18 protein-coding genes are annotated in these 21,413 nt (G+C 66.2%); 10 read left to right on the top strand and 8 right to left on the bottom strand.

Features of this window, described 5'->3' with window-relative positions:
• Nucleotides 1-238 precede the first annotated feature (238 nt).
• The gene (locus AC5QAB_RS13460) at nt 239-2,122 is read left to right on the top strand and encodes an ATP-binding cassette domain-containing protein (RefSeq protein ID WP_014646841.1); all 1,884 of its coding nucleotides are present in this window, start codon (nt 239-241) and stop codon (nt 2,120-2,122) included.
• 153 nt (nt 2,123-2,275) lie between these two features.
• On the opposite strand, the gene AC5QAB_RS13455 is transcribed toward AC5QAB_RS13460, so the two are convergent.
• Both AC5QAB_RS13455 and AC5QAB_RS13450 read right to left on the bottom strand, forming a co-directional pair.
• Nucleotides 2,276-2,737 carry a c-type cytochrome gene (locus AC5QAB_RS13455; protein ID WP_005416218.1) on the bottom strand — a complete coding sequence of 154 codons (462 nt, stop codon included), beginning with the start codon at nt 2,735-2,737 and terminating at the stop codon, nt 2,276-2,278.
• 9 nt (nt 2,738-2,746) lie between these two features.
• Entirely contained in the window at nt 2,747-3,136 is a 390-nt protein-coding gene (locus AC5QAB_RS13450; protein ID WP_014646842.1) for a c-type cytochrome, read from the bottom strand.
• A 205-nt stretch (nt 3,137-3,341) separates the two neighbouring features.
• Here AC5QAB_RS13450 and AC5QAB_RS13445 point away from each other — a divergent pair, with 205 nt between their 5' ends.
• From AC5QAB_RS13445 to AC5QAB_RS13435, 3 genes are read left to right on the top strand one after another with little or no spacing between them, the layout of a single operon-like run.
• Nucleotides 3,342-4,487: an efflux RND transporter periplasmic adaptor subunit gene (locus AC5QAB_RS13445; RefSeq protein WP_197561860.1), complete on the top strand. Its 1,146-nt coding sequence runs from the start codon at nt 3,342-3,344 to the stop codon at nt 4,485-4,487.
• Nucleotides 4,484-8,005, top strand: a complete 3,522-nt coding sequence (locus AC5QAB_RS13440) for an efflux RND transporter permease subunit (protein WP_197561859.1) — start codon at nt 4,484-4,486, stop codon at nt 8,003-8,005. Before AC5QAB_RS13445 ends, AC5QAB_RS13440 begins: the two co-directional genes overlap by 4 nt.
• Nucleotides 8,002-11,088: an efflux RND transporter permease subunit gene (locus AC5QAB_RS13435; protein ID WP_197561858.1), complete on the top strand. Its 3,087-nt coding sequence runs from the start codon at nt 8,002-8,004 to the stop codon at nt 11,086-11,088. The genes AC5QAB_RS13440 and AC5QAB_RS13435 overlap by 4 nt, the downstream gene beginning before the upstream one ends.
• Before the next feature lie 135 nt (nt 11,089-11,223).
• Here the strand turns inward: AC5QAB_RS13435 and AC5QAB_RS13430 are convergent, their stop codons facing one another.
• The 6 genes from AC5QAB_RS13430 to ykgO all read right to left on the bottom strand — a co-directional run bounded on the left by AC5QAB_RS13430 (nt 11,224) and on the right by ykgO (nt 15,719).
• Nucleotides 11,224-12,444 (bottom strand): TraB/GumN family protein, encoded by a 1,221-nt coding sequence (locus tag AC5QAB_RS13430; protein ID WP_125895765.1) that lies wholly within the window; start codon nt 12,442-12,444, stop codon nt 11,224-11,226.
• Nucleotides 12,445-12,448: 4 nt separating this feature from the next.
• Complete coding sequence (locus AC5QAB_RS13425; RefSeq protein ID WP_134967159.1) at nt 12,449-12,979, bottom strand: GNAT family N-acetyltransferase; 531 nt, start codon at nt 12,977-12,979, stop codon at nt 12,449-12,451.
• A gap of 14 nt (nt 12,980-12,993) precedes the next feature.
• On the bottom strand, nt 12,994-13,881 hold the full coding sequence (locus AC5QAB_RS13420) for a carbon-nitrogen hydrolase (protein WP_032960744.1): 888 nt from the start codon (nt 13,879-13,881) through the stop codon (nt 12,994-12,996).
• A 160-nt stretch (nt 13,882-14,041) separates the two neighbouring features.
• Complete coding sequence (locus AC5QAB_RS13415) at nt 14,042-15,079, bottom strand: agmatine deiminase family protein (RefSeq protein ID WP_164232865.1); 1,038 nt, start codon at nt 15,077-15,079, stop codon at nt 14,042-14,044.
• 39 nt (nt 15,080-15,118) lie between these two features.
• Nucleotides 15,119-15,418 carry a hypothetical protein gene (locus AC5QAB_RS13410; RefSeq protein ID WP_227837998.1) on the bottom strand — a complete coding sequence of 100 codons (300 nt, stop codon included), beginning with the start codon at nt 15,416-15,418 and terminating at the stop codon, nt 15,119-15,121.
• Between the two features lie 175 nt (nt 15,419-15,593).
• A complete protein-coding gene (gene ykgO / locus AC5QAB_RS13405; protein ID WP_005409283.1) occupies nt 15,594-15,719 on the bottom strand; it encodes a type B 50S ribosomal protein L36 in 126 nt (41 codons plus the stop codon).
• A gap of 197 nt (nt 15,720-15,916) precedes the next feature.
• On the opposite strand from ykgO, the gene cmk reads away from it, so the two are divergent.
• The 6 genes from cmk (at nt 15,917) to AC5QAB_RS13375 (ending at nt 21,411) form a co-directional block, all read left to right on the top strand.
• Nucleotides 15,917-16,594, top strand: a complete 678-nt coding sequence (gene cmk, locus AC5QAB_RS13400; RefSeq protein WP_014036894.1) for a (d)CMP kinase — start codon at nt 15,917-15,919, stop codon at nt 16,592-16,594.
• A gap of 198 nt (nt 16,595-16,792) precedes the next feature.
• A complete protein-coding gene (gene rpsA / locus AC5QAB_RS13395; protein WP_005416230.1) occupies nt 16,793-18,478 on the top strand; it encodes a 30S ribosomal protein S1 in 1,686 nt (561 codons plus the stop codon).
• Nucleotides 18,479-18,565: 87 nt separating this feature from the next.
• Nucleotides 18,566-18,871: an integration host factor subunit beta gene (locus AC5QAB_RS13390; protein WP_005409286.1), complete on the top strand. Its 306-nt coding sequence runs from the start codon at nt 18,566-18,568 to the stop codon at nt 18,869-18,871.
• A gap of 77 nt (nt 18,872-18,948) precedes the next feature.
• Complete coding sequence (locus AC5QAB_RS13385) at nt 18,949-19,233, top strand: LapA family protein (RefSeq protein ID WP_014646849.1); 285 nt, start codon at nt 18,949-18,951, stop codon at nt 19,231-19,233.
• Between the two features lie 6 nt (nt 19,234-19,239).
• Nucleotides 19,240-20,418, top strand: a complete 1,179-nt coding sequence (gene lapB, locus AC5QAB_RS13380; protein ID WP_014646850.1) for a lipopolysaccharide assembly protein LapB — start codon at nt 19,240-19,242, stop codon at nt 20,416-20,418.
• A gap of 3 nt (nt 20,419-20,421) precedes the next feature.
• Nucleotides 20,422-21,411 carry an MraY family glycosyltransferase gene (locus AC5QAB_RS13375; protein ID WP_495233449.1) on the top strand — a complete coding sequence of 330 codons (990 nt, stop codon included), beginning with the start codon at nt 20,422-20,424 and terminating at the stop codon, nt 21,409-21,411.
• Nucleotides 21,412-21,413: the final 2 nt, after the last annotated feature.

Genomic DNA, 21,413 nt, shown 5'->3' with positions numbered 1-21,413 from the left:
CAGATTGCAGGAATCTGTCGAAGGCGGGATGGGTCCGGTGGCGGGGGTGTCCGCGGCATGGATGCCGCGGCCAAGCCCCCAGGGACGGGTTTACGGCGTCCCCCGCGACCGGACCCATCCCGCCATCCCACAGGAAACCAGCTTTTGACGTTGCCGTTGAGGTTGCCGGCCAGCGGCCGGCACTACCGCGGGTGCCGGGTGCAACCCGGCCGACGCCCCCAACCCGTACAATATCCGGATGCCTCTGATTACTCTGCAGAACGTCGACTTCAGCGTCGGCGGCCCGTTGTTGCTGGAAAAGGCCGAACTGTCGATCGAGCCGGGCGAACGCATCGCCCTGATCGGCCGCAACGGCGCCGGCAAATCCACCCTGCTCAAGCTGCTGTCCGGCGACCACAAGCCCGATGACGGCGAAGTCCGCGTGCAGCAGGGCGTGCGCGTCACCCGCCTGGAGCAGGAAGTGCCACACGGCGCCGCCGGCTCGGTGTTCGACGTCGTTGCCGATGGTCTCGGTGAACTGGGCCAGTGGCTGGCCGAGTTCCACCATCTCAGCCATGCCGAGGTCTTCGATGGCGAAGCGCTCGGCAACGTGCAGGCCAAGATCGACGCCGCCAACGGCTGGGGCCTGGACCAGCGCGTCAGCGAAACGCTGACCAAGCTCGACCTCGACGGCGATGCCGAATTCGGCCGCCTGTCCGGCGGCATGAAGCGCCGCGTGCTGCTGGCCCGTGCACTGGTCTCCAGCCCGGACGTGCTGCTGCTGGACGAACCGACCAACCACCTGGACATCGAAGCCATCGACTGGCTCGAAGCGTTCCTGAAGGGCTGGAGCGGCAGCGTGGTGTTCGTCACCCATGACCGCCGCTTCCTGCGTGCGCTGGCCACCCGCATCGTCGAGATCGATCGCGGCCAGGTCACCAGCTGGCCGGGCGACTGGGCCAACTACGAGCGCCGCCGCGAGGAACGCCTCAATGCGCAGGCGCAGGAAAATGCCCGCTTCGACAAGCTGCTGGCGCAGGAAGAAGTCTGGATCCGCCAAGGCATCAAGGCCCGTCGTACCCGCGACGAGGGCCGCGTGCGCCGCCTCAAGGCGATGCGCACCGAACGCTCGCAGCGCCGCGACCTCAGCGGTAACGTCAAGATGGAAGCCGCGCAGGGCGTCAGCTCCGGCAAGAAGGTCATCGACGTCAAGGACATTTCGTTCGCCTTCGGCGAGCGCACCATGGTCCGCGATTTCACCACCACCATCCTGCGTGGCGACCGCATCGGCCTGATCGGCCCCAACGGCAGCGGCAAGACCACGCTGCTGAAGCTGCTGCTGGGTGAACTGCAGCCGGCCAAGGGTGAGGTCAATGCGGGCACCAACCTGCAGATCGCCTATTTCGACCAGTACCGCGCGGTGCTGCGCGAAGACTGGAGCGCGATCGAGAACGTGGCCGAAGGCCGCGATTTCCTCGAGTTCAACGGCAAGCGCAAGCACGTGCATGCCTACCTGCAGGACTTCATGTTCACCCCCGAGCGCGCGCGTGCGCCGATCACCCGCCTGTCCGGTGGCGAGCGCAACCGCCTGCTGCTGGCCAAGCTGTTCGCGCAGCCGTCCAACCTGCTGGTGATGGACGAACCGACCAACGACCTCGACGTGGAAACCCTGGAGCTGCTGGAAGAGCTGCTGGGCGAGTACACCGGTACGCTGCTGCTGGTCAGCCACGACCGTGACTTCATCGACAACGTGGTGACCTCCACGCTGGTGATGGAAGGCGACGGCGTGATCGGCGAGTACGTCGGTGGCTACAGCGACTGGCAGCGCTATGCGGCCAGCGTGGCTGCGCCTGCCGCGGCCCCGGCTGCCAAGCCGGCGACTGCTGCACCGGCCGCTGCTGCGGCCGCGACTCCCGCAGCCCCCAAGCGCAAGCTGGCGTACAAGGAAGCGCGCGAGCTGGAGCAGCTGCCAAAGACCATCGAGAAGCTGGAAGGCGATGTCGAAGGGCTGACCTCGGCGATGAACGACCCATCGTTCTACACCCGCAGCAGTGCTGAAGTGACGGCGCACACCCAGCAGCTGGCCAAGGTGCAGGCCGAACTGGATGCCGCTTACGCGCGCTGGGAAGAGCTGGAAGGCTGAGCGTTGACCGGCGCCAGCGATCGCGCCGATTGATGTAGAGCCGAGCCCACGCTCGGCTCAGCAGATCCACGCCATGCGTGGATATCCGGAATCTGTGCGGACCAACGGTCCGCACCTACCAACCGACGGTCCGCGCCGACCGGGGGGCGGCCGTCATTTGACCCCGTGCAGATCCCGCAGCTGGCTCGGCCGGCTGCCGAAGTACGCCGCCAGATCGGCGATGTCCTGATCACTCAGGTCCTTCGCCTGCGGCGTCATCAGCGCATGCTGGCGGTCACCGGCGCGGTAGGCCTGCAGCGCGTGCGCCAGGTAGTCACCGTACTGCCCACCCAGCTTCGGATAGGTCGGATCGATCGGCGCATTGCCGTCGGCCCCATGGCAGTCGATGCAGCTCTGGTTGGTGGCTTTGCCCTTCACCTTGGCGCGGGCCTCACCGGCGGCCTCGCGACCTGCCGGCAGGCCGGCGGAGGACGATGAACCGTGCTCGCCGCTGGCATGGCCCGGGTCGGCGGCCGATTTTTCGCTGTTTTCCACCTGCGACTGTGAGCAGGCGGCCAGCAGCAGGGCAACGGACAGGGCGATGGCGTGACGCATCGGATGCGCGGCTTTCGACATGGGCGGGCCTTACTTGACGGTGGACAGGTAAACAGAGAGATCGGCGATCTCCTGTTCGCTGAAACTCATCGACTGCGCCTGCATCGTCGGATGCCGGCGCTTGCCCTGGCGGTACTCGGTCAGGGCCTGGGCCAGGTACTGCTGGGTCTGGCCGCCGATCTTCGGCACCCGGTAACTGGGGTAGGCGTTCTTGTAGCCGGTGATCCCGTGGCAGCCCTGGCAGGTGTAGGCCAGGACGCGGCCATTGTCGAAGTTGCCGGTGGGTGCGGCGGGCGCTGGCGCAACGGCGGGAGCCGGGGCCGGGGCGGGTGTGGCAGGAGCAGGAGCGGGCTGTGCGGCGGCCCCAAGGGGCAGGAGGACGGCCAGAGCGAGACAAGCGGCGAGCGGCTGCGGGCGCATGGTGTCGTTTCCGGGGATTCGGGTCTGGTCGTTCCGGCGTGGGGTACGGAACGACCCGAGTATAGCCTCAGGTTTCATCTAGCTGAAATGGGGGCGCGCCGACCAGCGGCGTGAAGGCACCATGACCTTTGGGATATGGTGTTGCCGTGAAGTGGTGAATTACTTTGCTACCACACCTGTCCACGCATCCTTCAGGGACCCGACGATGTCGCACCCAACCTTCCTGTCCGGCCGTCGCAGCGGAATCTGCGCTGCCGCACTGCTGATCTCCACCTCCCTGCTGCTGGGCGGTTGCGCCGCAGGGCCCAATTCCGAAGCCAAGGCCGCCGAGACCAAGGAGGAAAAGAAGGTCGATGCGGTCCCGGTCGAGGTGGCGGTGGCCAGCCATCGTGCCGTCGCGGCCAGCTACACCGGCACTGCCGCGCTGGAACCACGCGCCGAGTCGCAGGTGGTCGCCAAGACCTCCGGCGTGGCGCTGGCGGTGCTGGTCGAGGAAGGGCAGCGGGTCACCGCCGGCCAACCGCTGGTGCGGCTGGACCCGGATCGTGCACGGCTGGCCGTTGCACAGAGCGAAGCGCAGATGCGCAAGCTGGAAAACAATTACCTGCGCGCACAGAAGCTGGTCGGCCAGCAGATGGTCAGCGCCGCCGATGTCGACCAGCTGCGCTACGACCTGGAAAACGTCCGTGCGCAGTACCGGCTGGCCACGCTGGAGCTGTCCTACACCACGGTGGTGGCACCGATTTCCGGCGTGATCGCATCGCGTTCGATCAAGACCGGCAACTTCGTGCAGATCAACACGCCGATCTTCCGCATCGTCGACAACTCGCGGCTGGAAGCCACCCTCAACGTGCCCGAGCGTGAACTGGCCACCCTGCGCGCCGGCCAGCCGGTGACGCTGGCGGCCGACGCGCTGCCGGGGCAGAGCTTCACCGGCACCGTTGATCGCATCGCGCCGGTGGTGGATTCGGGCAGCGGCACGTTTCGCGTGGTCAGCGCCTTCGACGGCGCCGCACACGCGCTGCAGCCCGGCATGTTCGGTCGCATCCGCATCGACTACGACCAGCGTGCCGATGCGCTGGTCGTACCGCGCCTGGCGTTGCTCGACGACGGTGAGCCGGCGGTGTTCCGCGTGCGCGAAGGCAAGGTCGCACGCGTTCCGGTCAAGCTGGGTTACGCCGAGGGCCCGTGGGTGGAGATCCGTGATGGCCTGGCGGCCGGTGATCAGGTGGTCACCGCCGGCAAGGTCGCCCTGCGCGACGGCACCACGGTGCAGGTGATTGCCGATCCGAAGGCGAAGACGGTCGCTGCGGCCGCCAAGCCCGCAGACAAGGCCGGGAGCAAGCAATGACCGCCCCGGGCCACGACCACGGTGCCTCGCCGGCGAGCGACGGCGCCGCCGCCGGCATGCGCGGCGGCCTGGTGGAGTTTGCCACCCGCCGCCGCGTGACCATCGCCATGTGCACGGTCACGCTGCTGCTGTTCGGCCTGATCGCGCTGGGCAATCTCAAGGTCAACCTGCTGCCCGACCTGAGCTACCCGACGCTGACCGTGCGCACCGAATACACCGGTGCAGCGCCGACTGAAATCGAAACCCTGATCACCCAGCCGGTCGAAGAAGCGGTCGGCGTGGTCAAGAACCTGCGCAAGCTGAAGTCGGTCTCGCGCACCGGCCAGAGCGACGTGGTGCTGGAATTCGCCTGGGGCACCAACATGGACCAGGCCAGCCTGGAGGTGCGCGACAAGATGGAAGCGCTGAACCTGCCGCTGGAGGCCAAGGCCCCGGTGCTGCTGCGCTTCAATCCGTCAACCGAGCCGATCATGCGCCTGGTGCTGTCGAACAAGACGGCGTCGACCAGCGATGCCGATGCGGTGCGCGAGCTGACCGGCCTGCGCCGCTATGCCGATGAAGACCTCAAGAAGAAGCTGGAGCCGGTCACCGGTGTGGCGGCAGTGAAGGTGGGCGGCGGCCTGGAGGACGAGATCCAGGTCGACATCGACCAGCAGAAGCTTGCCCAGCTGAACCTGCCGATCGACACCGTCATCAAGCGCCTGAAGGACGAGAACATCAACATTTCCGGCGGCCGCCTGGAGGAGGGCTCGCAGCGCTTCCTGGTGCGTACCGTCAACCAGTTCGCCGACCTGGAGGAGATCCGCAACCTGCTGGTGACCACCCAGGCCGCCAATGGCAGCGCGGCGGACTCGGCGCTGCAGCAGATGTTCAACATCGCCGCGTCGACCGGTTCGGCGGCCGCCATCGCGGCGGCGTCGGCGGCACAGAGCGCATCGTCCGGCGGTGGCTCCAGCGTGGTTGCCAACGGCGTGCCGGTGCGCCTGAAGGACGTGGCCACCGTGCGCCAGGGCTACAAGGAGCGCGAAGCGATCATCCGCCTGGGCGGCAAGGAGTCGGTCGAGCTGGCCATCTACAAGGAAGGCGACGCCAACACCGTGTCCACCGCTGAAGCGCTGCGCAAGCGCCTGGAGCAGATCAAGGGCACGTTCCCGTCCGATGTCCAGCTGACCACCATCGAGGACCAGTCGCGCTTCATCGAGCACGCCATCGCCGACGTCAAGAAGGATGCCGTGATCGGCGGCCTGCTGGCGATCCTGATCATCTTCCTGTTCCTGCGCGATGGCTGGAGTACGTTCGTGATCAGCCTGTCGTTGCCGGTCTCGATCATCGCCACGTTCTTCTTCATGGGCCAGCTCGGCCTGAGCTTGAACGTGATGTCGCTGGGTGGCCTGGCATTGGCCACCGGCCTGGTGGTGGATGACTCGATCGTGGTGCTGGAGAGCATCGCCAAGGCCCGTGAGCGTGGCCTGGGCATCCTGCAGGCGGCGATTGCCGGCACCCGTGAAGTGAGCATGGCCGTGGTCGCCTCGACCCTGACCACCATCGCGGTGTTCCTGCCGCTGGTGTTCGTCAATGGCATCGCCGGGCAGCTGTTCCGCGACCAGGCGCTGACCGTGGCGATCGCCATCGCGATCTCGCTGCTGGTGTCGATGACCCTGATCCCGATGCTGAGCTCGCTGAAGGGACGGCCGCCGCTGGCGTTCCCGGAAGAGGCGCCGAACGCAGCATGGCAGCCGCAGAAGCGTTGGCAGAAGCCGGTTGCACTGGGCCGCCGTGGCCTGCTCGCCAGCGTGCGCTGGAGCTTCTATGCGCTGGCCTGGCTCGTGGTGCGCCTGTGGCGCGGCGTGGTGGCGGTGGTCGGCCCGGTGATGCGCAAGGCCAGCGACCTGGCGATGAAGCCCTATGCAGGCGCCGAGCGAGGCTACCTGCGCCTGCTGCCGAGTGCGCTGGCGCATCCCGGCAAGGTGCTGGGCGTGGCAGCCATCATTTTCGTGGCGACCATGGCGCTGGTGCCGATGCTTGGCGCCGACCTGATCCCGCAGCTGGCGCAGGACCGTTTCGAAATGACGGTGAAGCTGCCGGCCGGCACGCCGCTCAAGCAGACCGATGCGCTGGTGCGCGAGCTGCAGCTGGCGCATGGCAAGGGCGAAGGCGTGGCCTCGCTGTATGGCGTCAGTGGCAGCGGCACCCGGCTGGATGCCAGCCCGACCGAAAGCGGCGAGAACATCGGCAAGCTGACCGTGGTGATGGAAGGTGGCGGCAATGCGCACACTGAAGCGGCGATCACCGAGCGCCTGCGCGGCACCATGAGCCAGCACCCGGGTGCCCAGGTCGACTTCGCGCGGCCGGCGTTGTTCAGCTTTTCCACGCCGCTGGAAATCGAACTGCGCGGGCAGGACATGGCGACCCTGGAAGTGGCCGGCCAGCGCCTGGCGGCGATGCTGCGCGGCAACGCCCACTACGCCGACGTGAAGTCGACGGTGGAAGAGGGCTTCCCGGAAATCCAGATCCGCTTCGACCAGGAGCGCGCCGGTGCACTGGGCCTGACCACCCGCCAGATCGCCGACGTGGTGGTGAAGAAGGTGCGTGGCGACGTCGCCACCCGCTACAGCTTCCGTGACCGCAAGATCGACGTGCTGGTGCGCGCCCAGGAAGGTGACCGCGCCAGCGTGGAGAGCATCCGCCGGCTGATCGTCAATCCGGGCAGCACCCGCCCGGTGACCCTGGACGCGGTGGCCGACGTGGTCGCCACCACCGGCCCCAGCGAGATCCATCGTGCCGATCAGACCCGGGTCGCGGTGGTATCGGCCAACCTGCGCGACATCGACCTCGGCGCCGCCATGCGCGAAGTGCAGCAGATGGTGGCCGAGCAGCCGCTGGGCGCGGGCGTCGGCCTGCACATCGGCGGCCAGGGCGAGGAACTGGCGCAGGCGGCGAAGTCGCTGATCTTCGCCTTCGGCCTGGCGATCTTCCTGGTCTACCTGGTGATGGCCTCGCAGTTCGAATCCCTGCTGCACCCGTTCGTGATCCTGTTCACCATCCCGCTGGCGCTGGTCGGCGCGATCCTGGCGCTGATGCTGACCGGAAAGCCCATTTCGGTGGTGGTGTTCATCGGCCTGATCCTGCTGGTCGGCCTGGTCACCAAGAACGCGATCATCCTGATCGACAAGGTCAACCAGCTGCGCGAGGCCGGCGTGGCCAAGCATGAGGCGCTGGTGGAGGGTGCGCGCTCGCGCCTGCGGCCGATCATCATGACCACGCTGTGCACGCTGTTCGGCTTCCTGCCGCTGGCGGTGGCGATGGGCGAGGGCGCCGAAGTGCGTGCACCGATGGCGATCACCGTGATCGGTGGCCTGCTGGTGTCGACGCTGCTGACGCTGCTGGTGATCCCGGTGGTGTACGACCTGATGGATCGTCGCGGCGACGCCTACTACCGTGAGCGCGGCCGCAAGCACGCCGGTGAAGGCCTGCATGGCGACGAGGGCGGCACAGCGGGTGTGGAGGAACCGGCATGAGTGTTGCCGAGTTTTCCATCCGCCGTCCGGTCACCACCATCATGTGTTTCGTGTCGTTGGTGGTGATCGGCCTGATCGCTTCGTTCCGGCTGCCGTTGGAGGCGCTGCCGGACATCTCCGCGCCGTTCCTGTTCGTGCAGATTCCCTACACCGGCTCGACCCCGGAAGAAGTGGAACGGACCATCATCCGTCCGGTCGAGGAATCGCTGGCGACGATGACCGGCATCAAGCGCATGCGCTCGTCGGCCACCTCCGAGGCGGCGCTGATCTACATCGAGTTCAGCGACTGGGACCGCGACATCGCCATTGCCGCGTCCGACGCGCGCGAGCGTATCGACGCGATCCGCAGCGACCTGCCCGACGACCTGCAGCGCTACAACGTGTTCAAGTGGTCCAGCAGCGACCAGCCCGTGCTGAAGGTGCGGCTGGCCAGCACCACCGACCTGACCACCGCCTATGACATGCTCGATCGTGAGTTCAAGCGGCGCATCGAGCGTATTCCCGGTGTGGCCCGCGTCGATATCACCGGTGCGCCGCCGAACGAGGTGGAGATCGCCATCGATCCGAACCGGCTCAACGCGCATGGGTTGAGCATCAACGAGCTGAGCGAGCGCCTGCGCACGCTGAACTTCTCGATCTCGGCCGGGCAGATCGATGACAACGGCCAACGCGTGCGCGTGCAGCCGGTAGGCGAGATCACCGACCTTCAGGAGATGCGCGACCTGGTGATCAACGCCAAGGGCCTGCGCCTGGGCGACATCGCCGACGTCCGCCTGAAGCCGGCGCGGATGAACTACGGGCGCCGCCTGGACGGCAACCCGGCGGTGGGCCTGGACATCTTCAAGGAACGCAGCGCCAACCTGGTGGACGTTTCGCGTGCGGCACTGGCCGAGGTCGAGGCGATCCGCGCGCAGCCGTCGATGCGCGACGTGCAGATCAAGGTGATCGACAACCAGGGCAAGGCAGTGACGTCCTCGCTGCTGGAGCTGGCCGAGGCCGGCGCGGTCGGCCTGATCCTGTCGGTCACCGTGCTGTTCTTCTTCCTGCGCCATTGGCCGTCGACGCTGATGGTGACCCTGGCCATTCCGATCTGCTTCACCATCACCCTCGGCTTCATGTACTTCGTCGGGGTGACACTCAACATCCTGACCATGATGGGCCTGCTGCTGGCCGTCGGCATGCTGGTCGACAATGCGGTGGTGGTGGTGGAGAGCATCTACCAGGAGCGCGAGCGCATGCCGGGGCAGCCACGGCTGGCCTCGATCATCGGCACCCGCAACGTGGCCATCGCGCTCAGCGCCGGCACGCTGTGCCACTGCATCGTGTTCGTGCCGAACCTGTTCGGCGAGACCAACAACATCAGCATCTTCATGGCGCAGATCGCGATCACCATCTCGGTCTCGCTGCTGGCCTCGTGGCTGGTGGCGGTCAGCCTGATCCCGATGCTGTCCGCGCGCATGGCCACGCCCAAGCTGGTGCACTCGCAGACCGGCCTGATCGCGCGCCTGCAGCGACGCTATGCGCAGCTGCTGGACTGGTCACTGCATCACCGCGGTTGGAGCCTGCTCGGCATCCTGCTGGTGGTGCTGGTCAGCCTGGTGCCGATGAAGCTGACCAAGGTCGACATGTTTGGTGGTGAGGGTGGCAAGGACATCTTCATCGGCTACATGTGGAAGGGCGCCTACACCTACCGCCAGATGTCCGAGGAAGTGGCGCGGGTGGAGACCTGGATCGACCAGAACCGCGAACGCCTGCACGTGAAGCAGGTGTATTCCTGGTACAGCGAGCAGGAAGGCAGCTCCACGGTGGTCACCCTGGACGAAAAGTACGCCAAGGACATCAAGTCGCTGCAGGAGGAACTGCGCAAGGGCCTACCGAAGTCGGCCCGCACCGATTACTTCGTCGGCAACCAGGGCGGCGATGGCGGTGGCGGCAGCAACCAGGGCGTGCAGGTGCAGCTGGTGGGCGACTCCAGCTCGATGCTGCAGGAGATCGGCCAGGAAGTGGTGCCGTTGCTGGCGCAGCGTGCCGAGCTGCGTGACGTGCGCATCGACAACGGCGAGAAGGGCGGCGAGCTGAAGGTGCGCGTCGACCGCGAGCGTGCCGCAGCGTTCGGCTTCAATGCCGAGCAGGTGGCCAGCTTCGTCGGCCTGGCGCTGCGCGGCGCGCCGATGCGCGAGTTCCGCCGCGGTGACAACGAAGTGCCGGTGTGGGTGCGCTTTGCCGGCGCCGAGCAGAGCAGCCCGGAAGACCTGGCCGGTTTCAGCGTGCGCACCGGCGATGGCCGCAGCGTGCCGCTGCTGAGCCTGGTCACCGTGGACGTTGGTTCGTCGGCCACCCAGATCGGCCGCACCAACCGCCAGACCACGTTGACCATCAAGGCCAACCTGGCCGAGAAGGTCACCGCGCCGGACGGGCGCAAGGCGATCGAAGCCGTGCTCAAGCCGATGAACTTCCCGGCCGGCTATGGCTTCACCTTCGACGGCGGCGACTACGGCAACGACGACGAGGCCATGCAGCAGATGGTGTTCAACCTGCTGATCGCACTGGTGATGATCTACGTGGTGATGGCGGCGGTGTTCGAGTCGCTGCTGTTCCCGGCGGCGATCATGAGCGGAGTGCTGTTCTCGATCTTCGGCGTGTTCTGGCTGTTCTGGATCACCGGCACCTCGTTCGGGATCATGTCCTTCATCGGCATCCTGGTGCTGATGGGCGTGGTGGTGAACAACGGCATCGTGATGATCGAGCACATCAACAACCTGCGGCGCAGCGGCATGGGCCGCACCCAGGCGCTGGTGGAAGGCTCACGCGAACGCCTGCGCCCGATCATGATGACCATGGGCACGGCGATCCTGGCGATGATCCCGATCTCGCTGACCGATACGCAGATGTTCGGCAATGGCCCGGAGTATTCGCCGATGGCGCGCGCGATTGCGGGCGGCCTGGCGTTCTCGACGGTGGTCAGCCTGCTGTTCCTGCCGACGATCTATGCGGTGCTCGATGACCTGCGCAATGCCGTGACGCGGTTGATCCGCCGTGCACGCGGGCTGGAGAGGATGGAGCCGGGCGCTGCCCGGCTGTAATGCGCGCCAACGTGTTGTGGTGTGGGGGAGGCCGGTCGTAGTGGGGCGGTCTCCCCCTTTTTTTCTGCTCGCCGCGTCGCGGCGTCGCCCGAGCATGGGCTCGGGTGCTACAGATTCTGTGGCCGGTTGAGAGGCTTACCCCGCCACCTTGCCCCAGACCTTGAAGGTGGTCAGCCACAGGCCGAGCATGCTGCCGATGTTGGTCAGCATGAAGGTCAGCACCACGCGGGTAACGCGATTGCGGTACCAGCCCTTCAGGCTCTGCGCATCGTCGCGCAGCTTCAGGAAGTCCTCGTAGGCCGGCTTGCGCAGGCGCGCTTCCACCAGCGCCGAGAATGCGCCGGTCGGGATGCTCAGGCGGAACGGCTTGAACGGGGCCACCGCGATCGCGGTGAGGATGCTCAGCGGGTGACCGCCTGCCAGCAGGCAGCCCAGGCCCGCCAGGCCGCCGGTATACATTGCCCAGGTCGCCAGCAGTTCGGTGCCCACGCCCAGGCCGCCGCGGTAGAAGCCCACGCCGATGCCGGTCGCCACGATCGCCAGGATGCCGAGCGTGAACCACGGGATGTTGCGCTTCTTCGGCACCGCCTCCAGCTCGGCGCGCAGCGGCGCCGGTGCCTCGGTGTCGGTTTCCAGATAGCGCGCCAGCCCGGCCAGGTGACCGGCACCGACCACCGCCAGCACTTCTCGCTGCTGCGGGTCGTGCTCCTCGCGCAGGCGCGTGGCCATGTAGCGGTCGCGCTCGCCGATGATGGTTTCGTACAGCGCCGGGCTCTCGCTGGCGAACTCACCAAAGCTCGACTCCAGCATGTCGCCCTGCTTGAGCTTCTCGATCTCGTTCTCGCCCACTTCTTCCGACGAGAACAGGCCGGCGCCCAGCCCGGCAACCAGCTTCAGCTTGCCGAAGAAGCCCAGACGTTGCGACGCCCGGCGGAAGGTCAGGCCGACCTCGCGGTCGATCAGGTGCACCGGCAGGTCGCGTTCGCGCGCCAGCTCCACCGCACGCTTCAGCTCGGCACCGGGCTCGATGTCGAGCTGTTCGGCCAGGCGGCGCTGGTAGGCGGACAGGGCCAGGTTGGCGGCGAACAGGGCGACGCGGCCCTTGCGGATCACCTCGACCAGGTCGAGCTTGGCCAGCGTGTCCGGGTCGCTCAGTGCCTGCAGGCGCTGCGGGTCCAGTTCAACGGCCACGGCGTCGAAGCGACCGCTGTCGATGGCTTTCTCCACCGCCTCGACGCTGGCGCGGGAGACGTGGGCGGTGCCCAGCAGGGTGTAGCGCACGCCGTCGCGTTCGACGACGCGCACCGGCTGGCCGGCGAACAGGTCGTCACCGGTCTCGGGAAGGGTTTCGGTCATGGGTTCATTCATTGGAAGGTGCGGTGTCGGCGCCATCGCCGAGCGCGCGCTGCATCTGCACGGTGTCCAGCCAGCGGCCATGCTTGCGGCCGAGGCCACGGAACACGCCCACCAGTTCGAAGCCGAAGCGTTCGTGCAGCTTGATTGAAGCAGTGTTGGTCGGCTCGCCGATCACCGCCACCATCTGCCGGTAGCCACGCGCGATGCAGGCGTCGATCAACGCCTGCAGCAGGCCGGTGCCGACGCCCTGGCCCTGGAAGCGGGCATCGACGTAGACCGAGTTCTCAACGGTCCACTGGTAGGCGACGCGGGTGCGGTAGGTGTTGGCGTAGGCATAGCCGGCCACCTGGCCGTCAATCTCGGCGACCAAGTAGGGGAAGCCGCGATCGACGATGTCGCGCATGCGGCGCAGCATCTCGGTCGCGTCCGGAATGTCGTACTCGTAGGTGTTGACGAAGTCAGTCACTTCCACCGCATAGATCGCGGTGATCGCGTCGATGTCGGCCGGGCCGGCATCACGGATGAGGACGGCCATGCGCGGGCTCCGGCTCAGTCGATGTAGCGCTTGAGCAGGTCGCCGTAGGCATCGATGCGGCGATCACGCAGGAACGGCCAGATGCGGCGCACGTGCTCGCTGCGCTGCAGGTCGACGTCGCACAGCAGCACGGTGGCCTCGGTGCCGGCCTCGGCCAGGAACTCGCCCTGCGGGCCGAGCACGTGGCTGTTGCCCCAGAACTGGATGCCCGACGCGCCCAGCGGCGAAGCCTCGTGGCCGACGCGGTTGCAGCTCAGCACCGGCAGGCCGTTGGCCACCGCATGGCCGCGATGGCTCAGCACCCAGGCGTCGCGCTGGCGGGTCTTCTCGTCCTGCACGTCGTCCGGATCCCAGCCGATCGCAGTCGGATACAGCAGCAGCTCGGCGCCAGCCAGCGCCATCAGGCGCGCCGCTTCCGGGTACCACTGGTCCCAGCACACCAGCACGCCCAGGCGGCCCACCGAGGTATCGATCGGCTTGAAGCCGATGTCGCCCGGGGTGAAGTAGAACTTCTCGTAGAAGCCCGGGTCGTCCGGGATATGCATCTTGCGGTACTTGCCGAGCAGGGTACCGTCCTTCTCGAACACCACGGCGGTGTTGTGGTACAGCCCGGCAGCGCGGCGCTCGAACAGCGAGCCGACCAGCACCACGCCATGCTGCTTCGCCAGCGCGCCAAGGCGCTCGGTGCTCGGGCCCGGAATCGGCTCGGCCAGGTCGAACTCGTCGACCGATTCGTGCTGGCAGAAGTACGGGCCGTTATGCAGTTCCTGCAGCAGCACCAGCTTGGCACCCTGCGCAGCCGCCTCGGCCACGCGTGCTTCGATCACCGCCAGGTTGGCGGCGGCATCACCGTGGTTGCGCTCCTGGATCAGGGCGACGGTAAGGGGGCTGCGCGAGTTCATGCGGGGCGTTCCTGCGGGGGAAAACCAGCATGTTAGCGCGGATGGGCGGCGACGGCGTGTCGCGCGCTGAATGGCGCAGCGGGTAGTGCCGGCCGCTGGCCGGCAATCCCGTGGATCCATCAGGCATTGCAGGGTTGCCGGCCAGCGGCCGGCACGACCGTTACGCCTTCAACAGCCCTTCCGGCAGCTGCATGGTGATGCAGTGCAGGCTGCCGTTCTGCCAGATCAGCGAGCGGCAGGGGACCTGCACGATCTCGCGGTCCGGGTGCGCCTGTGCCAGCACGTCGCGGGCCAGGTCATCGGCCGGGTCGCCATAGGCCGGCATCAGCACCGCGCCATTGACGATCAGGTAGTTCGCGTACGACGCAGCCAGGCGACGGCCTTCGTCGATCACCGGCCGGGCCCACGGCAGCGGGAACAGGCGGTACGGCTGGCCATCCCTGGTGCGTAGCGCGGCCAGCTCATTGCCCATCGCCTGCAGTTCGGCGTAATGCGAGTCGCTCTCGTCGTCGCAGGCCTGGTAGACGATGCTGTCAGCGGAGGCGAAGCGGGCGAGGGTATCGATGTGCGCGTCGGTGTCGTCGCCTTCCAGGTAGCCGTGGTCCAGCCACAGCACGCGGTCCTGCTGCAGCCAGTCGGCCAGGTCGGCGCTCAGGCTGGCGCGGTCGCGGTCCGGGTGGCGCTCGTGCAGGCACTTCCAGGTGGTCAGCAGGGTGCCTTCACCGTCGGTCTCGATGCCGCCGCCTTCCAGCGCGAACGGAATGCTGCGGACCGGCGCATCGTTGAATACGCCGGCCTGGTCGAGCACGCCCACCAGCTGGTCATCCAGGGTGGCGTCGAACTTGCCGCCCCAGCCGGTGAAGCGGAAATCCAGCAGCTGGAAGCCGCCGTCGGCACGGCGCAGGGTGATCGGGCCGGAGTCGCGCAGCCAGGTATCGTCGTAGGCCGCCGTGGTGAAGTGGACCTTGTCCATGTCGATGCGGTTGGAGCGCAGTCGCATCTCGGCGTAGGTCTCCACATCGTCGTCGGCCACGCAGATCAGCACCGGCTGGAAGCGGGTGATGGCCGCGACCAGGGCGATGTAGGTCTCTTCCACCTGGCCCAGGCGGTCAGCCCAGTCGGTATCGGCGGTGGGCCAGGCAATCAGGACGCCGCTCTGGGCTTCCCACTCGGCAGGAAAACGAAGGGTCTGGTTCATGGTCTCGCTACACAGGCCCGCCCACGGCGGGTAATGGGATCAACGGATCGGCGGTTTCGGGCCGATTTCGTTCGGGTCCGCCTGGTTGGCCACCACGTCGATCACCTTCTGCTTCTCGAAGTAGACGGTGAACTGCGGGTACACCCAGCGGTTGATGGTCGGCCATTGCCGTTTCTGCCCGCCACGCGGCTGCAGCTGCTCGCTGGGCGCGCCGAACTGCGCCTGCACCTGCTGCATGCTCTGGCCGCGCACGGGCAGGGCACCGGCCGGCTTCTCGCGGGCGCGGTCGACAAGCAGGGTATCGGCCAGTGCCGGTGTGGCGGCGGCCAGAGTGGCCATCACGGCCAGGGCGGACAGGTAACGCTTCATCTCGATCTACTCCCCAGTGGTCAAGAAAGGCGATTACAGCAAAAACGGCAGGAAAAAGCCGCATAAACAAAAAACCGCCCGAAGGCGGTTTCTTGCATCGGGTCGGCCCCGCGTAGGGCCAGCCGCAGCCGGAAGGCTGTGAGGCTTAGCGCTGACGCGCCTTGAAACGCGGGTTCGACTTGCAGATGACGAAGATCTTGCCACGACGACGCACGACCTTGCAGTCACGGTGACGGGCCTTCGCCGACTTCAGGGAGGACAGGACTTTCATGGCATACCTCGGCGTAAACAGTAGTTGTTCGGGTGGAGCGTGGCCGCGATATGCGAAAGACAATCGGCAGTTGACGCTCGTTCAAGCCCGCCATTCTACCGGGCTTTTCCTCGTGGTTTCAAGTGGTTGCACAAAAGATCCCGCTGGGGGCGTCTGGCAGGGGCTAGAATGGCCTCTTCACACGCTCTGGGACCCCCATGAATCCACTCGCTCCCGTCCTGACCATCGACGGCCCATCCGGGGCCGGCAAGGGTACCATCAGCCGCATCATCGCGCGCCGGATGGGCTGGCATTACCTGGATTCGGGCGCGCTGTACCGGGCGGTGGGCGTGGCCGCAAGCTGGGCCGACATCGATACTTCCGACGCCTCGGCGCTGGTGCGTTGCACCTTCGACACCCACGTTCAGTTTGTCGAGCAGGGCGATGCCATGCGGGTCATGGTCAACGGCACCGATGCCACCGACGAGCTGCGCCTGGAGACCACCGGTGCGCTGGCCTCGGCCATTGCCGCCATTCCCGAGGTCCGCGCTGCCCTGAAGGAGCGCCAGCGCGCATTCAGGGAGCTGCCGGGCCTGGTCGCCGACGGCCGCGACATGGGCACGGTGATCTTCCCGGACGCCTCCTACAAGGTCTTCCTGACCGCCAGTGCCGAGGAGCGCGCCGAGCGCCGGCATAAGCAGTTGAAAGACAAGGGGGTTTCTGTTAACTTTGATGACCTCCTGCGCGAGATCATGGCCCGCGACGCCCGTGATGCCCAGCGTACCGTGGCGCCCCTGAAGCCGGCAGACGATGCTGTCCTCATCGACACCACAGGCATCGGCATCGATGATGTCGTTGCCAGAGTGATGGATCTGCTTCCGGTTCCGGCTGCCTGATCCGTTCGCGCGGGAGCGCTGCCAGCAGCATCGGCGGTGGTCGCGCATAGCAGTGCTGTACCAGCTCCGTCGCGCAATGATGCGTGGCGGTTTTCCTACTACACACGACCTGCGTTTCCGGGGTCGACCAACAGGCGGGCGGTCGCCATTCCCCTGAAGGGGACGCCACCGACCCATGTGTCCAACAGAGTAAATCTAATGACCGAATCATTTGCCGAACTGTTTGAAGCCAGCCAGGCCAATCTGGCCAAGCTGAAGCCGGGCGCCATCGTCAGCGGTACCGTTGTTGAAGTCCGCGGCGACGTCGTGGTGATCAACGCTGGCCTGAAGTCCGAAGGCATCGTGCCGATCGAACAGTTCCGTAACGACGCTGGCGAAATCGACGTCGCCGAAGGCGACATCGTCAAGGTCGCCCTCGACTCGATCGAGAACGGCTTCGGCGAAACCGTCCTGTCGCGCGAGAAAGCCAAGCGCGCGATGGTGTGGGACGAGCTGGAAGAAGCGTTGGAAAAGAACGAAACCATCACCGGCCGCATCAGCGGCAAGGTCAAGGGTGGTTTCACCGTGGACATCAAGGATGTCCGCGCCTTCCTGCCGGGTTCCCTGGTCGATGTGCGCCCGGTGCGCGATCCGGCCTACCTGGAAGGCAAGGAACTCGAGTTCAAGCTCATCAAGCTGGACCGCAAGCGTAACAACGTCGTGGTCTCGCGCCGCGCTGTCGTCGAAAGCGAGCACTCGGAAGAGCGCGAGCAGCTGATGGACAAGCTGCAGGAAGGCGCGATCCTGAAGGGTGTCGTCAAGAACCTGACCGATTACGGCGCGTTCGTGGACCTGGGCGGTATCGACGGCCTGCTGCACATCACCGACATGGCGTGGAAGCGCGTGCGTCACCCGTCGGAAGTCGTGAACGTCGGCGACGAGCTGGACGTCCGCGTGCTGAAGTTCGACCGCGAGCGCAACCGCGTTTCGCTGGGCCTGAAGCAGCTGGGCGAGGATCCGTGGGACAACATCGGCCGTCGTTACCCGGCCAACAGCCGCGTCTTCGGCAAGGTCTCCAACGTCACCGATTACGGTGCGTTCGTTGAGATCGAGCCGGGCGTCGAAGGCCTGGTGCACGTCTCGGAGATGGATTGGACCAACAAGAACGTCAACCCGTCCAAGGTTGTCCAGGTTGGTGATGAAGTCGAAGTGATGGTGCTGGACGTCGATGAAGAGCGCCGCCGTATCTCGCTGGGCATGAAGCAGGTTGCCGCCAATCCGTGGGAAACCTTCGCTGCCACCCACAAGAAGGGTGACAAGGTGTCGGGCCAGATCAAGTCGATCACCGACTTCGGCATCTTCATCGGCCTGGACGGCGGCATCGACGGCCTGGTCCACCTGTCCGACATCAGCTGGAACACCACCGGCGAAGACGTCGTTCGCAACTTCAAGAAGGGCGATACCCTGGACGCCGTCGTCCTGGCTGTCGATCCGGAGCGCGAGCGCATCTCCCTGGGCGTGAAGCAGCTGGAGCAGGATCCGTTCGGCCAGTACATGGCTGCCAATCCGAAGGGCTCCAAGGTCGAAGGCGTGGTGAAGGAAGTCGACGCCAAGGGCGCGATCATCGAGCTGGCTGACGGCATCGAAGGTTACGTCTCGGCCCGCGACATCGCCAACGAGCGCGTTGACGACGCCACCCAGCACCTGAAGGTCGGCGACAAGGTCGAAGCCAAGTTCGTGGGCATGGACCGCAAGGGCCGCACCCTGCAGCTGTCGATCAAGGCCAAGGACGACGCGGAAATGCGCGAAGTGCTGGAGGAATACCAGTCCTCTTCGGCTTCCAGCGGCACCACCCAGCTGGGCGCGCTGCTGCGTGCACAGCTGAACGGCAACAAGTCCGAGTAATCGGCCTTACGCTGTTCGTTGTTTCCTGGACGGCCCGGGCATTGCCCGGGCCGTTTCAGGCTGAGATGCCCCTGATGTGAGCCGGTAATGACCAAATCCGAACTGATCGAAATCCTTGCGCGCCGCCAGGCGCACCTGAAGGCCGATGATGTCGATCTGGCGGTGAAGTCGTTGCTGGAAATGATGGGCGGATCGCTGTCCGCCGGGGATCGCATCGAAATCCGTGGATTTGGCAGCTTCTCGCTGCACTATCGTCCGCCGCGCCTGGGTCGCAACCCGAAGACCGGCGAATCGGTTGCCCTGCCGGGCAAGCATGTCCCCCATTTCAAGCCGGGCAAGGAACTGCGCGAGCGGGTCAGCAGTGTGCTGCCGCTGGACGCTGATCCGGCCTGAGCCTTCCGTCGCGCCACCGCGTGCGAATCCAGCCGCGAGTCGGATAAGCTACGGACTCCTGCCACTGGAGCTGTCGCATGAAGGTTTTTCGTCTGCTGGTCCTGCTGGCGGTACTCATTCTTGGGTTGATCATCGGTGCCATGAACATGGACGAGATGACCATCAACCTGCTGTTCACCCAGCTTAAGACCTCGGTCGGCGTGGCCATCATTGCCGCGTTGCTGATCGGCGTCATCGTTGGCGCTGGCCTGGTGCTGGTGAGCGTGGTCATTCCGCTCTACAGCCAGCTGCGCCGCGCCAACAAGTCCGCTGCCGCCACGCCGGCACCGGTTGCTTCCCCTCAATCTTTTGATGGACGCTGATCGAAGATGGATTTCGTCACCGAGTGGTTCTGGTTCTTCCTGTTCGTTCCGCTGGCCGCCCTGGCTGGGTGGGTGATCGGGCGGCGCGGTGGTCAACGCCACGGTGACAGCCAGGTCAGCCGCCTGTCGAGCACCTATTTCCGTGGCCTGAACTACCTGCTCAACGAGCAGCCGGACAAGGCCATCGAGCTGTTCCTGCACATCGCCGAGCTGGACAAGGAAACCTTCGAGACCCAGGTCGCGCTGGGCCACCTGTTCCGCCGCCGCGGCGAAGTCGACCGTGCCATCCGCCTGCACCAGGGCCTGGTCAACCGCCACGACCTCAGTGATGCACAGCGCGTGCAGGCCCTGCTGGCGCTGGGCGAGGACTACATGAAGTCCGGCCTGCTGGACCGTGCCGAGACCGTGTTCACCGAGCTGGCGCAGCTGGATCAGCGTGCACCGCAGGCACTCAAGCACCTGATCGGCATCTACCAGGCCGAGCGCGACTGGGAAAAGGCGATCGACAACGCGACCCGTTTCGAGGACGTCACCGGCGAGCCGATGGGCAAGCTGATCGGACAGTTCGAATGCGAACTGGCCGAACGTTTCCGTGGCGCCGGCAAGCTGGAAGAGGCGAGGGCAGCGATCGCCCGCGCCTACCAGGCCGACGCGATGTCGGTGCGCGCCGGCATCATCGAGGGCCGTCTGGAAACCGACGCGGGCAATCCAGAGGCCGCTGTGCGCGCCTTCGAGCGCGCCGCGCGCAACGATCCCGAATACCTGCCGGAACTGCTGCCGGCACTGATGCAGAACTATCGCAGGGTCGGCGATCTGGCAGGTGCACGCGCGTTCCTGTCGGAGATGACCGAGCACTACCGCGGCATCGCCCCGGTATTGGCGCTGACCCGGTTGATGGAAGAGCAGGAAGGTGTGGCGCCGGCCCGTGCCTACCTCGGTCGCCAGCTCAAGGATCGCCCGTCGGTACGTGGCGAATCCGCGCTGATCGACTTGACCCTCGCCGAGGGAGCCGATTCCACCGCCACCCTGCATGACCTCAAGCACATCACCGACCAGCTGCTGGTGCGCAACCCGGCCTATCGCTGCACGCGCTGCGGCTTCGGTGCGCGTACCCACCACTGGCAGTGCCCGAGCTGCAAGGAGTGGGGAACGGTCAAGCCGCTGCTGAACTACGCGGTGCTCTGATCCATGCCCTGGCTTGTGATGGGCGCGCTGCTGGGGCTCGCCCTGCTCAGCGCGTTGCTGACCTGGGCTGCGCGGGGCTATGCACTGCGCCAGCAGTTGATGGACCAGCCGGGCGAGCGTCGCAGCCATAGCGTTGCCACCCCGCGCGGTGGCGGCATCGCCATCGTCATCAGCCTGCTGGTGACCGCCGGCGTGGCCATCTGGGCCTGGCCCGAAAGCACGCCGACGGTGCTGGTGGCCAGCCTTGGGCTGGTGCTGGTGGCCGGTATCGGCTGGTGGGACGACCACAAGCCCCTGCCGGCGATGCGTCGCCTGCTGGTGCATTTCATCGCCGCAGCGCTGTTGGCCGGCCTGGTCAAGGTGAATGGTGGCAGCTGGCTGTTGGCGGTGCTGGTGCTGCTGTTCACCGCGTCGCTGATCAACATCTGGAACTTCATGGACGGCATCAATGGCATCGCCGCCAGCCAGGCCGTTGTGGCGATGCTGGGGCTGGCGCCGGTGCTGCCGTGGCCCTATTCACTGGCCGCCGTGGCCCTGGGCCTGGCATGCCTTGGATTCCTGCCGTTCAACTTCCCTCGCGCCCGGATCTTCATGGGCGATGTCGGAAGCGGTGCGCTGGGGTATGCGGTCGCAGTGGTGCTGGCGATCGCCAGCGTGCGTACCGATATCAACTGGATCCTGCTGCTGGTACCGGTTTCGCCCTTCCTCGTGGACGCGGGCTTCACACTGCTGGCGCGCATCATTTCCGGACAACGCTGGATGGAACCCCATACCCAGCATGTCTACCAGCGCGCGGTGAAGGCAGGAGCCAGTCACCCCCAGGTGACAGGGATGTACTTTGCTTTGGGTCTGTTCAGTATTACAGTGTTCAATGTCTGCTCCAATTTGCAGCCGAGGTGGGAGGCTGTCGTGGCGATCGCGTGGTTCATCGCGCTGAGCGTCCTCTGGCTCCTCCTGCGCAATGGAATGCGCCACCGACAAGGAATTACCTGAAT

It is taken from the genome of Stenotrophomonas sp. YJH_SMC_127, from assembly GCF_059372445.1.
This window is presented reverse-complemented; position numbering and strand designations above follow the sequence as displayed.

Excerpts from the sequence above, each read along its gene's own strand:
- AC5QAB_RS13460 (WP_014646841.1), top strand. The coding sequence starts at position 239 with ATGCCTCTGATTACTCTGCAGAACGTCGACTTCAGCGTCGGCGGCCCG.
- AC5QAB_RS13455 (WP_005416218.1), bottom strand. The coding sequence starts at position 2,737 with ATGTCGAAAGCCGCGCATCCGATGCGTCACGCCATCGCCCTGTCCGTT.
- AC5QAB_RS13450 (WP_014646842.1), bottom strand. The coding sequence starts at position 3,136 with ATGCGCCCGCAGCCGCTCGCCGCTTGTCTCGCTCTGGCCGTCCTCCTG.
- AC5QAB_RS13445 (WP_197561860.1), top strand. The coding sequence starts at position 3,342 with ATGTCGCACCCAACCTTCCTGTCCGGCCGTCGCAGCGGAATCTGCGCT.
- AC5QAB_RS13440 (WP_197561859.1), top strand. The coding sequence starts at position 4,484 with ATGACCGCCCCGGGCCACGACCACGGTGCCTCGCCGGCGAGCGACGGC.
- AC5QAB_RS13435 (WP_197561858.1), top strand. The coding sequence starts at position 8,002 with ATGAGTGTTGCCGAGTTTTCCATCCGCCGTCCGGTCACCACCATCATG.
- AC5QAB_RS13430 (WP_125895765.1), bottom strand. The coding sequence starts at position 12,444 with ATGACCGAAACCCTTCCCGAGACCGGTGACGACCTGTTCGCCGGCCAG.
- AC5QAB_RS13425 (WP_134967159.1), bottom strand. The coding sequence starts at position 12,979 with ATGGCCGTCCTCATCCGTGATGCCGGCCCGGCCGACATCGACGCGATC.
- AC5QAB_RS13420 (WP_032960744.1), bottom strand. The coding sequence starts at position 13,881 with ATGAACTCGCGCAGCCCCCTTACCGTCGCCCTGATCCAGGAGCGCAAC.
- AC5QAB_RS13415 (WP_164232865.1), bottom strand. The coding sequence starts at position 15,079 with ATGAACCAGACCCTTCGTTTTCCTGCCGAGTGGGAAGCCCAGAGCGGC.
- AC5QAB_RS13410 (WP_227837998.1), bottom strand. The coding sequence starts at position 15,418 with ATGGCCACTCTGGCCGCCGCCACACCGGCACTGGCCGATACCCTGCTT.
- ykgO (WP_005409283.1), bottom strand. The coding sequence starts at position 15,719 with ATGAAAGTCCTGTCCTCCCTGAAGTCGGCGAAGGCCCGTCACCGTGAC.
- cmk (WP_014036894.1), top strand. The coding sequence starts at position 15,917 with ATGAATCCACTCGCTCCCGTCCTGACCATCGACGGCCCATCCGGGGCC.
- rpsA (WP_005416230.1), top strand. The coding sequence starts at position 16,793 with ATGACCGAATCATTTGCCGAACTGTTTGAAGCCAGCCAGGCCAATCTG.
- AC5QAB_RS13390 (WP_005409286.1), top strand. The coding sequence starts at position 18,566 with ATGACCAAATCCGAACTGATCGAAATCCTTGCGCGCCGCCAGGCGCAC.
- AC5QAB_RS13385 (WP_014646849.1), top strand. The coding sequence starts at position 18,949 with ATGAAGGTTTTTCGTCTGCTGGTCCTGCTGGCGGTACTCATTCTTGGG.
- lapB (WP_014646850.1), top strand. The coding sequence starts at position 19,240 with ATGGATTTCGTCACCGAGTGGTTCTGGTTCTTCCTGTTCGTTCCGCTG.
- AC5QAB_RS13375 (WP_495233449.1), top strand. The coding sequence starts at position 20,422 with ATGCCCTGGCTTGTGATGGGCGCGCTGCTGGGGCTCGCCCTGCTCAGC.